This is a genomic window from Calothrix sp. NIES-3974 (assembly GCF_002368395.1).
Taxonomy (GTDB): domain Bacteria; phylum Cyanobacteriota; class Cyanobacteriia; order Cyanobacteriales; family Nostocaceae; genus NIES-3974.
On sequence record NZ_AP018254.1, the window covers coordinates 3675571 to 3688810 of the forward strand.

The 13240-nt window shown below is 44.1% G+C and carries 6 protein-coding genes; 3 read left to right on the plus strand and 3 right to left on the minus strand.

The window, feature by feature from the left end:
• Positions 1-70 precede the first annotated feature (70 nt).
• Complete coding sequence (locus CDC37_RS14820) at positions 71-5116, minus strand: nSTAND1 domain-containing NTPase (RefSeq protein ID WP_096622707.1); 5046 nt, start codon at positions 5114-5116, stop codon at positions 71-73.
• Positions 5117-5528: 412 nt separating this feature from the next.
• Complete coding sequence (locus CDC37_RS14825) at positions 5529-6887, minus strand: P-loop NTPase fold protein (RefSeq protein ID WP_096622709.1); 1359 nt, start codon at positions 6885-6887, stop codon at positions 5529-5531.
• A 1588-nt stretch (positions 6888-8475) separates the two neighbouring features.
• Here CDC37_RS14825 and CDC37_RS14830 point away from each other — a divergent pair.
• The gene (locus tag CDC37_RS14830; protein ID WP_096622711.1) at positions 8476-9300 is read left to right on the plus strand and encodes a cell division protein FtsQ/DivIB; all 825 of its coding nucleotides are present in this window, start codon (positions 8476-8478) and stop codon (positions 9298-9300) included.
• A 756-nt stretch (positions 9301-10056) separates the two neighbouring features.
• On the opposite strand, the gene CDC37_RS25545 is transcribed toward CDC37_RS14830, so the two are convergent.
• The gene (locus CDC37_RS25545; RefSeq protein ID WP_255408810.1) at positions 10057-10182 is read right to left on the minus strand and encodes a hypothetical protein; all 126 of its coding nucleotides are present in this window, start codon (positions 10180-10182) and stop codon (positions 10057-10059) included.
• 94 nt (positions 10183-10276) lie between these two features.
• Here CDC37_RS25545 and ftsZ point away from each other — a divergent pair, with 94 nt between their 5' ends.
• Both ftsZ and CDC37_RS14840 read left to right on the plus strand, forming a co-directional pair.
• Positions 10277-11560, plus strand: a complete 1284-nt coding sequence (ftsZ, locus tag CDC37_RS14835) for a cell division protein FtsZ (RefSeq protein ID WP_096622713.1) — start codon at positions 10277-10279, stop codon at positions 11558-11560.
• Between the two features lie 940 nt (positions 11561-12500).
• Positions 12501-13214 carry a hypothetical protein gene (locus tag CDC37_RS14840; RefSeq protein ID WP_096622715.1) on the plus strand — a complete coding sequence of 238 codons (714 nt, stop codon included), beginning with the start codon at positions 12501-12503 and terminating at the stop codon, positions 13212-13214.
• The last annotated feature ends 26 nt before the right edge of the window (positions 13215-13240 follow it).

Below are 13240 nucleotides of genomic sequence, written 5' to 3' on the forward strand. Positions count from 1 at the left end.
GTTGGGGATGCTGGGGAAGGACAAGAGTATATATCAATACTTCTGTATGTGAATCATCCTGTCTCCTGATTTATTCTCCTGATGGACACAAATCGCGATCGCGGCTATCCAGGTTGGGGTTATGCTGAAGATAATCCCTGACCCAGTTACAACCTTTTTTGGCTAAATCTTCTAAATCCAAGTTCCACAGTTTGATGGTATGGTCTTCTCCGGCGGAGGCGAGGGTTTTGCCGTCGTGACTAAAGCTAACACTTAGAACTGGGGCAGTATGTCCATTGAGGGTTTTGATTAATTTACCGTCTCGACTCCAGAGTTTGACGGTGCTATCCCAGTTGGCGGCGGCGAGGTATTCCCCATTGGGGCTGAAACTCACGGCGTTGACGCTATCGCTATAACCCCGCAGCAGGTTTTGTAATAGGGTTCCGTCCCATTTCCACAATTTGACGCTGTTGTCCCAACTTGCTGTGGCTAATATTTTTTCGGTGGGACTAAAACTGGTTCCCATCATCCAAGCGTTTTGCACGGGAAAGGTTTTGAGTAGTTGACCGTCCCGTCGCCACAGTTTGACGGTGCGGTCGTCGCTAGCGCTGGCAATTATGTTACCGTCGGGACTAAAGGAGACGTGGTTAATTTGGGCTTGGTGTCCTGGCTGGGTGTGTAGTAATTGTCCTTCCCGACTCCAAATTTTGATGGTTTTGTCTTTGCCTCCGGAAACTAGGAGTGCGCCGTCGGGACTGAAGTTGATGCTGGTAATTTGTTCGTTTGTGCCGATATTTTTGACTAGAGTGCCGTCATATCGCCAGAGTTTAATGGTTTTGTCGTAGCTGGCGGTGGCTAATAGTTGATTGCGGGGATCAAAGCTGACGCTGGTGACCCGTTCTTGATGGCCTTTAAGGGTATGTAGGAGTTGGATTGGGGTTTTCGAGTCGGTGGTGGGAATTTTTCCCCAGAGTTTGACGGTGTTGTCGCGACTGGCGGAGGCAAGTAATCGACCGTCGGCGCTCCAAGCAATACCCATGATTCGCTTTTGATGACCGGTGAGGACTGGTTGTTGGGGGGCATCAAGTCGCCAAATTTTGATGCTTTTATCGTAGCTGGCGGAGGCGATATTTTTGCCGTCGGGACTAAAGGCAACGCTGACAACCGCGTCACTGTGTCCTTTGAAGGTGCGCATCCTTGCTCCTTCCAGGTTCCATTGGTAAATCATGTTGTCATCGCCGGCGGAGATGAAGGATTTGCCGTCGGGGGCAAAGGCTAAACTCCAGACTATGGATGTATGTTGGCTAATGGTGCGCCAACGTTGAAATTTAATTTTGCCGTTGGGGGTAGATTGCCGTCGCCAGATGATAATATCCGTATCCCCACTCCCTGTAACTAGGGTTTGTCCATCGGGACTAAAGGCGATCGCGCTCACTCCTTTTTGATGTCCTTGTAAGTTGGCAATGAGTTCTCCTGTCTTTGTCCAAATTTTGATGGTGCTGTCTTCTCCAGCGGTGGCGATTAGTTGTCCATCGGGGCTAAATGTCACCCAGTTAATTCGGTTGGTATGGGCTGGAATTTTGTTCAATAAGTCACCGTCCCGTTGCCAAATCAATATTTGACCGTCTTTGCCGGCACTGACGATTATCTGATTGTCGGAACTAATGGCGGCGGCGTTGATCCAGTCGGTATGACCGGTGAGGATGCGATAACTCTGGAATTCTTCGCTGTCTGGTTGACGTTGCCAAATTCGCACGGTTTTATCCATGCTGGTGGTAATCAAACTTTTACCATCTAAGCTAAATGTGACGCTGGTAATGGCTTCTGTGTGTCCGGTCAGGGTTTGCAGTAGTTGACCGTTGCTGCGCCAAATTTTCAGGGTTTTATCGGTGCTAACTGAGGCGATTAATTTACCATCGGGGCTGTAGGCGACTCCCCAAACGTTATCTACATGTCCTTCCAAGCGGTTAATTTCTGATACTCCGTAAACTGCCTGCTGGAGGGCGGTAATTACTCTGACCCTGGTATCGGGTTTGATGATTTCCTCTGAGTGTTGGGGGACTGTGGTGACCGATTGCAGTTGTCGCCAAGCCCGTAAACTTTCAATTAGGGCATCAAATTCTTTGCGGGAGGCAAAAAGGGCTTCGCTGGAAGCGGCAATGGCGGCTATTCTTAAATTGGCTTCACTTTGTTCGGCGCGGGTAGTTTGGCGAATGGCCACCCGTTTTTGGATGTCGGCGTGCCACCATAATCCGCCAATGGTGGCGGTCATGGTGGCCAAAACTGCCCCAATTGTGCGTGCTTCCCGCAAACGACGGGTGAGAATTTGGTTTAGTTGTTCTTGGCTGATTTTCTGGGCAACTTCGGCGCGGGTTTTCTCAAATCGGACTTTTTCTAATTCGGCGACGATGCCGTAATTATTTTTTTGACGAATTGGTTCGACTAAATAATCATGCACCAATTGATAGCGATCGCCGGCATCATTATGTAAACATAATATCAACCCGCTACCCACCAATATATCCAAAATCAATTGGCAGCTGGTATCAAATTTTGCTCCTAATTCCAGGTTTTGGTTAATTGCCTCTTCAATTTGGGCTGTACTGCGCAGGGGACGGGTTCCTTTTTCTGAGGTGAGTTCAAACAATATTTTCCAGGTTAATTGTTCGTTTTCTCGACCACAGTCCTTCACCACTGACGATAACCACCGTTCCACCAGTTTCGCCGAACCCCCGGATTCCTGATACTCTTTGAGGGTGGTGATTTTTTCCGATTGCAGTTGTGCCCCAACGATTTGTAATTCAATCGGGTGAACCTCCGTCTCGTCGTGGGCTAAATCCCTGACTAACTGGTTAATTAATTCATTGCTTAACTCATAATGCGATCGCGCTTGCAATACGTCAATCACACCAATTGCCTCTTGAACGGAAAAATTACCGATATAGTAACGAATATCTTTATCGAGAATATTTTGATTAATTGCCCCTAAATCATAACTCGCTGTGCTTTGCTGCTGACTCAACCGCTCCAATTCTAATAAATGATGTAAATAATCTTCCCGCAAGGAAAAAATTATTTTGACAAAGGGTATATTTAAACACTCACCAATAAACTTATAAAACTGCATCCGTTGACTTTGTTCTTTAACCACGAAGAAAAACTCTTCCAATTGGTCAAAAATTAACACCACTGTGGAATTGCGCTCCGTTAATTCCCTGATTTTATGCAGTAGGACTTGGGTCGTAAATTTAGCCGATACGGACAAATCCACCTGAGCCAGGGCCATATTTAAATTGCGAGCCAGAACCGCAATCCAATCACTATACACAGAAATCAGCAACACCTTGGCAGTGCGATCGCCGAGAACTTGATCCTGGAGGGTGGGAACTAATCCGGCTTTGAGGATGGAGCTTTTACCCACACCGGAAGGACCATGTACCACCGTTAATTTACAATCTGTGCGGGCAATCCGTTCAATTAATCTTTGGACATCCTTTTGTCGTCCCGAAGCGGCGATTTCTTGGGCTACTGCTTCCGGGATGGGGGGAGTGGTGCGGGGGTCTAATGCGGGATTGAGCTTGTAGCGTTGGGGTTGGAGTTGACTTGCACCAATAAAAGCCCGGAAACCGTACTGATGTTCAATTTGGATTTTTTCTTGCTTAAGTTGAAATGCCTCATTGTAATCCCGGCGCTCAAAAAAGTACAGCGATCGCAATTCCTCGACAATTTCTAAATACAAAGCCGGCTCATACTGCAATTCACAAACAACTTTTGCCCATTCTAAATTATTAATCGCCTCCTCTGATTCTCCTAAATGCCACTGGGCGCGACCCAGTAACAACAAATACCAACTTTCCTGTTGGCGGGAGACATTGGCGGCCGTCTCAGCCACGGACAAGGCCATATTTGCCAATTCATAGGCTTTAAGCCAATCTCCCCGCGCACCAGCTACGGCTGCCAAAAAGCCGTAATCCTGGGCAACTAGGGCTGTACTTCCGTCCTCCTGATGTAATTTTAAAGCTTGCTGGGCCAAATCCTCCAACTCATCCCAAGCCTGGAGACGTTGCAGCATTTCGCAAACCGCAGCTACAAATTTGGCTACCAAATCCAAACGCTGGACAGATTTAAACCGGTGGATACAGCGTTCAAACCAGTTGTGGGCTTCCCGCCAATAGCTGACATTCAGGGCTGGACGTAAATCAGCCATCCGTCGGTAGCATAAACCGATATGGAACAATACCACCCCTTGGCGTAAACAAGCAGTATGGGGGGAAAAACTGGCACTTTTGGCGGCTATATCCGGTAAACTGGTTGATGTCGCCTGTTGTTGCCACAAAGCCAAACTAGATTGATAGTGAGCGATCGCGGTTTCAATTTCATCCTTGCTGTAGGCATCTCGCCCTAATACAAATTCTAAACTCGCCTCTAATTCCGGTTCCAGGCAAATATTATATAAATTCTTCAAATCATGGCGAGCGGCTGTAATTTCCTGACGATTTTGTGAACCCGGATCAACATTTAAAGCCGCATTGGAAAGAAAATGATCCGCACCTGCTGCCAATATCTGCTCAAATAAAGGCTCCGTTTGCTGGCGAATCAACCCAATTAAATCTCCAGCCGCCATCTCAAACTTAATGGTTGTCGCAGCCCAACTTTTAAAATCAGGTGCTAATCGAGACAACATGGCGGCAGTCTCATCCTTCAACCATAGCACCAGGGGAAACGGAAATGTATCGGCATAAATATCTCGAGCTTGATTTAAACCAGTCAACAAATCCTCAATCGCCGTTACCGATTCCAACCCAAACACCATCACTGCTGAAGGTGGACTATCACTAGCCACCGCCGGAATATCTAAATAAAGTTCCGAAATAATCGTCTTATGTAAATTTACTGTTGTCTGCGGCGATAAAAACACCTCACGGATATTCACATCCTTAGTCAATATCCGCAACTCATCCACAATCTGCTGAGACAATTGTCGGTAATTACACCGAACCAAAATCAAGGAAAAATGTCCACCAGAAAGCGCGATCGCTCGAATCAACCTTTGCAAAGAACGTTGATTGACAGTGGCAAGAGAATGATTTGCCACACCTTCAGAAATAGTCGCGGTAGTGAATTCCCACTGGGTCATAACATCAAACTGGGTGGTACACCAATACAAGCTGCCGACAGGCTGCCAAAATAGGATTCTGTCATTTACTCCTTGACTTCGATACTGTGGAATTACGGATATAACTACGTAATTTACGCAATTCTGGCAATTAAGACTGTAAATTCACGTATATTGAGTCAAGACGATGATTTACTAGTTTTTTTGTCGTTAGGGGGTAGAGACGCAACATGTCGCGTCTCTAGGGGAGTTGGGAGTAGAGACGACCCACCGGGTCGTCTCTAAGTAGGTGGGTCGTCTCTAAGTAAGTGGAAAAGCAGAGGTGCGAAGATAATGGTGTATCTGAGTATTCCCGTATTATGAGGTGATTTCGGGAGATGCGATATCTCGCGTCTCTACTTATCCGAATCGTATTCTTCTGACTCCTATCTCCTCAAATCCCAGCCGGTTTAACTTCCAAATCAGTACGTAACTTTTGTTGCCAAGCACTGACTTTTTCGGTTTCCGCTAAAGCTGGACTAATGCCAAACCAACGTCCACTCATATCCCGATACTCATAAACAAACATACTGCGTAACAAACGTTGATACTCGGTTTCGCCCTTCACACTTTGTTGTTGGACTACTTCGTACAATAAATCCCACTCGGTATCATCTATTGCCAATAACAAATCATCTCGATAATCCTTGATGACTGCTTCCAAGCATTCCCGGGAAAAGGGCGGGTCTTGGCGTTGCAAACAACTATACAGCAAACCTAGTAAATTCCGAATATGCCCACCACTGACACGACATAGGCGATCCAAAGTGGCCGGGGCATCAAAAACTTCGTGAATTAGCCCTAATCTGGCATTCCACGGGACTTCTGGAAAAGCACGGGCCATAACTAATTGACGTAAAAGTACCATCCCGGGTTCATGGTCACTACCATCGCGCTGTCGAACTAATACCATCGGTAGTACCTTGGGAGCAATCCCTCCCCCCAAGCGATTTTTCAGGGTTTCACATTCATTGGAGAAAATTAATGTTAGGGGGATGGTATAAACCAAATGGCAGTTGAGACGACGTAGCTGTTCTCCCCGGTCGATAAATAAATACTCCGGTTGCGATCGCCCACTGGCCATGGGTCGCATATCCACCCGATCGAGGTTATCGACAATAACGACTAAACCCTTGTTTCCCTTGGTTTTGAGTTGTTGGTTAGCCTTATCTAAGATTTCTTCGTTAATGGCCTGTAAAATACTATTGGTGCGTGGCTCCAAGTACTGACGTAATTGGGTTCTCAGTTGGGGGCTATCTTTGGTGCGTGTGCTAATTTTGGCAATTCCCAAGGAAATTTCGCCGTTTACCTCAATGGGTGTTTGTAAAAAATCCCCTATTTCCCGAAATAAATTGGCAAAATAACTTGGTTTGAGGGTAATTCCTGTATTTTCTAAACTGACGCTGACCTGACGGGCAATACTTAATAAAATATCGCTGACATCGATATCCGCCATATCCAGGTCTTGACTGGACTCAAAATATACTACGTGAAATCCCGCTTGCTCTAATTCGGCTTTTAAACGCTGAAGCTCTGTAGATTTCCCACAACCAATATGTCCCGTAAATAATTGACAGGTGGGTTCATCGGGGGAAATACGGACGATTGTCCGTTGAAGTTCCTCAACAATTTTACACCCCCGCACATCGGAAAAATCAATGTAGTACTGGCGGTCAAGTTCATCACCAATAACTAGAGTTTTACTGGGGTTACAGGCTTTAAAAAATCTGGACAAATTAAGATTTGTTTTCATGTAGATGCTAGTTTTTCCCAAATATTGCTTGCTATACATAATCACCCTGATATACTTCACACGCTGATATATTGCCCTTTTGGTTTGTTAACCGTTGACAGGTGACAGTTAATTAACGTGGAAAGTATACATACCTCCATTCCCCACGAACCCTTGGGACCCAGAATGGGGAGGGAGTTGTCAATCTCAGTTTTCTGACAAAGTTAATTGCCAGACCCTCGGCTGTCATTGCTACTATTTATCCATAGGGACATAATCCTTTTCCCCTTGATGGTCATTTCCGATATTCGTCTTTTTTACACCCTGTTTTCACGTTTTGACAATTTTTCACCTGACTAGAGGAAATTACGGTTGACTGACCTCAAATAGAGGAGGTAAATAAACTTTCTGTACATCTTCATATACATAGTCTCCCAATTTCTCTCCTAGCTAGGATCGGTTTTCAATGATTACAGGAAACAAAAAGTTTAATTTTATACAAAATATCAACCATGCCACTTATAGAAATGGGGTCTTTGACACCCCAAGAGGTAAAAGCGGATAGAAAAAATATTCCCAATTCCCGACTCCTTTCTTTAATAAATTTTTATTTTTTGATAAATGTCATGGTAGTCTTATCACTAAGTCTCTTACTTGTCAAACTTCATTAGGAGTATTTTCAGGAATGTATTTTCTACCTTGATGGTTTCGTCATGATTTGCCTACGTAACACATCCATAATTAGTTACTATTTTTTTGTGAATGGAGTAAAATTCATCTACGGGTCAGGGCATTACGAAGGTTATCTAAGTAGAAGAGGCATCTACTAACTGCATACATTAGAAAATATTATTTATTCAGCAATTAAGGATTGTGAGTCATTATTGTTTGTAGATGTCCGTGGGCGGTATTTTTTGTACGCTGCTGTCTTTCCATCAAGCTATGCAGAGATATTACAGAGCAATACAGAGCAAGAAGATGCATCTACTGGTTAATCCCACACTAGTAGTAGCTTGTCTCCAAAAACGCTCATGGGGGTATCCACAGGGTAATCTAGAATCCACAATTGTTTATACTATGAGCGGTTAGCTGTATCACCTAACTCAAGGGTATTTTCAGGATGTGGAAAGTCCCTATTTCTTAGGGTTTTTACCTGCATTTCTCATAAGGGAGTAATAAGCCTTGAGTAGTGGGTTGATTTTCCTGCTACTCCCATCACGGACTACTCACTGAAAGTTTGAGGAATTTGTGAGAAATCCGGGTTTAGTATAGCTGGTGGGATAGGGTAATTCCAACTCAACTTTTAGAGTTCAATTACTCCACTGGTGAAGTTCACAGTACTTTTGTATAGTTGAGATTTAACTTTTGGACATGCAGGTTAAATTGGCGATCGCGTACCTTTACAGGTATATTTTTGTAGTTTTTGCTTGGAACTGGGGTATTGGAATGGAGGCTAACTAATTCAGGATTTTGGTCATAAATTGGAAAAAATCGCGGAAAAATGTAGCAAAAATAGACTGTAATCGTTAATCTATAACTGCTAGTTTTATTTAACTGACACAAATTAAACGACTGCTCGAATATTGTACTGAAGACGGAAGGGTCTTGAATGGCTGATATTGCATCAATTTCCCGAAATGATTTAGAAACAAGGCGTAAAAAATTACGCCGTCAGCGACAGTTTAAAAATTTACAACGAATTTGGCAGACAACTGCGGTGAGTGGATTAGCTGGTGGATTGTTTTGGGTCGCAATTCAACCGATGTGGGTGATTAGAACTGCGGAAGATATTATTGTCGATGGAAATCAGCTGATCTCCACTCAAACGATTCAGTCGAAGCTATCCATTGACTATCCCCAATCATTATGGCGAATTGAACCAGCAAAAATTCGCCAAAGGTTGGTGACACAACCCGCGATCGCATCTGCAACGGTGAACCGACGTTTGTTCCCTCCCGGTGTAGTGGTTCAGGTCGAGGAGCGAATTCCCGTGGCGATCGCTCGACAAGCTGTAGGATCAGACAACCAAACCCAAGTCATCGGACTGTTGGATGCAGATGGTGTGTTGATCCCCGTTGATAACTATGCTCCAACTCAGAATTTACCCAATTTACAGGTAATCGGCAATCCGGAACAATACAAGGAATATTGGTCAAAGATTCTCCCTTCGATTCGCCAAAGTATTGTGCCAATTTCAGAAGTTAATTTTCAAGACCCAAGTAATCTTATTTTGACTACGGATTTAGGAATTGTTCACTTAGGAAATATTGATACTAACTTTTCGGAGGCTCTGATGCGTTTAGGAGAAATGCGCGATATCTATACAAAAGCCCAAGTTCGACCAGAACAAGTTGAATATATTAATCTCCGCAATCCCGAAACACCTATGTTGCAAATGAAACAAAAAAAACAATCCAAATCCCAATCAAGTTAGTCCCCATGTCACTTGGACACAATCAAACATGGAAATATACTTGAATCCGATCAACAAGTGAACTGTTCGTCTATATGGTTAATGCTTAAAAATCACCAGCCAACTATCAGTAAACTAAAAAGTAAATATATCAGCGTGCGAAGTAGACCTCATCCCCACTCCCTTTGCATCAACAGAAGCAATGTGTCGCGTCTGTACCTGTGTATGCGACGCAGAGATAGTATAAAACAAGGAGATTTATCTATGGAACTAATCCGGAATCCACAATTGTTTAACTGACTTGAAATTCTGGTTCACCACTGAATTAGGTATGGACAAAATGAAGATTATTATCATTGGACATCTATGAAACAGGCTAAATTGTTAATTATTCCAGACATCCTGTGGTAAGTTTTAATATTACCTCCTCCTGCCCAAGAAGGAGATCATGGCTAATTGAAAATAAATAATATTCATTTTAGCTATATGGACGATTAGATCCAGGAAAACTGGAGCCAATGTCAATAACACCAATCGCATACTGTCATCTACTCAGTGTTTCAGGAGATTTTTAGTCAGTTCCATCGCCATAATTGTTTTTGATGGGGACAGAACAAATGACAAGGACACATGTAAAATAAGTAACTAGTCTTAAAATCTGTGAACAAAATAAAAGTAGTTGCGTATAATACAAAATCTATGCGGAGAGGCGATGCTGATGTGTTAAATGACAACCAAGATGGAGGTCTAGGGTCAAAGCCAATAACATGCAAATTTTTAGATAAATTCTAGGTATACTTCTTTAGAATTGGCTGTGATATGGGGTGTGAGATGGCTAAATTTATCATAACCATCTTGAACCGTTCCTTTCCAGTTAACCAGTTGAACAGACAAACAAATCATAACACCAACGATTTTGGCAGCAAACAAAGATTGTTGACTCGTAGGTGAGAAACACCTCAAACCGTCGTTTATCTACACAAACGCAAAACGCACAATGACACTCGATCATAGCCAAGGGCTAACTTACATCAACTCACAGTCTCCCGGACAACCAGGGTTGTCCCTGACGAACAATTCAACCAACCCTTTTAACCATTCTGGGTTGAATTATGGTGCTAGTAACGATATGCGCAAACCCACAGCCGAGGAACCACGCATGGGGGATATTGTTCCCGGACGCGTCGCCAATATTAAGGTGATTGGTGTCGGTGGTGGTGGTAGCAATGCGGTGAATCGGATGATTGCTTCCGATGTTGGCGGAGTCGAATTTTGGTCGATTAATACCGATGCTCAAGCCCTAACTTTAGCTGATGCACCTAGTCGTTTACAAATTGGTCAAAAGTTGACGCGGGGGTTAGGTGCAGGTGGAAACCCAGCAATTGGTCAAAAGGCTGCAGAGGAATCCCGTGACGAAATTGCTTCTGCTTTAGAAGGTTCCGATTTGGTCTTTATTACGGCTGGAATGGGGGGTGGAACCGGAACGGGTGCTGCACCAATTGTGGCGGAAGTAGCGAAGGAAATGGGTGCTTTGACGGTGGGTGTGGTGACGCGTCCGTTTATCTTTGAAGGTCGTCGTCGCACTAGCCAAGCAGAACAGGGTATAGAAGCGCTAAAAAGTCGTGTTGATACTTTAATCATTATTCCCAACAACAAGCTGTTAGAGGTCATTCCCGAACAGACTCCGATGCAAGATGCGTTTCGATATGCGGATGATGTCCTGCGTCAAGGGGTACAGGGGATTTCCGATATTATTACCATTCCCGGTTTAATTAACGTGGACTTTGCCGATGTGCGAGCGGTGATGGCGGATGCGGGTTCGGCTTTAATGGGAATTGGCATAGGTTCTGGTAAATCTAGAGCTAGAGAAGCTGCGATCGCGGCGATTTCTTCTCCCCTGTTGGAATGTTCCATTGAGGGAGCAAGGGGGGTTGTATTTAATATCACTGGTGGTAGTGACTTGACTCTCCACGAAGTCAATGCAGCAGCAGAAACCATTTATGAAGTGGTTGATCCCAACGCCAATATTATCTTTGGTGCGGTGATTGATGACCGTCTTCAAGGTGAGGTGCGCTTAACGGTAATTGCTACAGGGTTTACGGGTGAAGCTCCCACTACAAACCAGCAAACTACTGCTACTCCCAGAGTTGGAGGTACTCCACCCCGTCGTCAACCTACCCCTCCCCAACCTACCCAACCCACGGCAAACGAGGAACAACCTAAACGCAAATCCGGTGGTTTGGATTTACCTGATTTCTTGGAACGCCGACGTAATCGCTAAATTCATCCTCTCAGGATATCCTGGTTCTAGGTTAGATGTGGAAAACATGATCAAGCCACCATTGATTTGCGTCCAATCAATGGTCAATTGTGATGCGTTTTTGGTTGAAATGTATGTTAATCGCCCGAATTTGGTGGAAATTAATTTTTTTCGTGTTCCCTATCTATCAAATTCCCTTTTAACTCCATACTAGGCGATATCCTCAAGATGTCGCGATCGCATTTCTACGTCACTGGTTTTAGGATTGAAAGGAATTAGGGAATATTAACCATCTCCATAAAGAAAAAGCTTACTTACTTGACCGTGTAAAGCATAAATAAACTATAAAATTACCTGAATCTCTGGTTTGATGACATATTTTATTTTCCCCATAGATTAAAATTTAAATTAGTGACATATAATAATACTCTTATACTAACAAACTAAAGTACTATTTTCCAGGTAGTTCCCCATCTCACATCCCTCTCTGAAAATAGGGAATTGGGAGTAGAAGCGATCCGGTGGGTCGTCTCCAGGAAAGTAGGGGAAAATAACTTTCATGGGTACTAGTGTACGCAGTTCTCCCAGAGGATGTTTTAAAAGTCGATTTTAATACTTAACAAGATTGTTTTTTGGCGGTAGGCAGAAGGGAATTGGGAGAGACGTGTGAGCCTATTGAACGTCTTCAATCAGTGGTTCATAAGGTGTTTATTGACACTTGACAAACACCCTCTAGGACAACACTACGCCTACACGTAGGCACTTAGCGGCTTCCCACCTCAAAAAGAAGCTACACCCCACTCATCAACAAGATGGCTACTCCCGATTCCCCACTCCCTATTCCCTGTCTAGTTACTTAGTATTGAGTAATACTCAATGTAAAAAATCCTAAAGTTGTAACTATTTTGTCTCGACACCGTTACAATCTTAGGGTACACACCACCACGGGAGGGTGCAAATTATGTTCAAGCGATTGATACAATGGCTCCAAAGTTTTTTCTCCAAGATATTTGGAGCAAAAAAAACAACATCCCGTGTCAATCCAGTCAAAGAAAAGCAAGCTCCCCCACCCCTGGATGATACGGACTTGGAATTTTTGTTTACGGAACTGTTGGAAGGAGTACACCAAGCTAGGGGACAAAGTTGGGCTTTGCGATGGTTAAAAAATCTGGAGCATCGCGTTTCTGAGCGGCGTTGGTTAGAATGGTTAGAGAAATTTGGCTCCCGCTTACTCGCTTCCACCTCGGCAAATAACGAAATTGCTGCCAGAATGGTGCAATTAGGGGAATTGGGAGTTGGTGCGGTAGGGAATGCAGCCTATGATTTGGGGATGCAATTGTTAACACGCAATCAACCGGAGCCAATTTGGGAATATACTGGACCCGATGCAGCGATCGCAGTAGATACAAATAATCAGCACCTAATAGGTAGTAATCTGGGAGAGACAGGGGAAGAGGCGATCGCATCTGTACAATCCCCACCGGATGATGGTGCGTATCAAACAATTACCGTGGAGCAGTTATTTGAATTGATACAGCAGGACCCATCCCTACGGCAAAACTTGGCTCAACAGGTTGGTTTAGAAAGCGATGATCCAGAAATGATTATTCAAGCGGTTGTGCATCATTTGCAAACCGCTGGTGTGGTATCTGGGGATGGAAGCAGTGAATCCTAATCAGGTTGGCAAAGAAGGGAACAGGG

Bases quoted from the DNA above. Each gene is read 5' to 3' on its own strand.
- CDC37_RS14820 (WP_096622707.1), bottom strand. From the start codon at position 5,116: ATGACCCAGTGGGAATTCACTACCGCGACTATTTCTGAAGGTGTGGCA.
- CDC37_RS14825 (WP_096622709.1), bottom strand. From the start codon at position 6,887: ATGAAAACAAATCTTAATTTGTCCAGATTTTTTAAAGCCTGTAACCCC.
- CDC37_RS14830 (WP_096622711.1), top strand. From the start codon at position 8,476: ATGGCTGATATTGCATCAATTTCCCGAAATGATTTAGAAACAAGGCGT.
- CDC37_RS25545 (WP_255408810.1), bottom strand. From the start codon at position 10,182: ATGATTTGTTTGTCTGTTCAACTGGTTAACTGGAAAGGAACGGTTCAA.
- ftsZ (WP_096622713.1), top strand. From the start codon at position 10,277: ATGACACTCGATCATAGCCAAGGGCTAACTTACATCAACTCACAGTCT.
- CDC37_RS14840 (WP_096622715.1), top strand. From the start codon at position 12,501: ATGTTCAAGCGATTGATACAATGGCTCCAAAGTTTTTTCTCCAAGATA.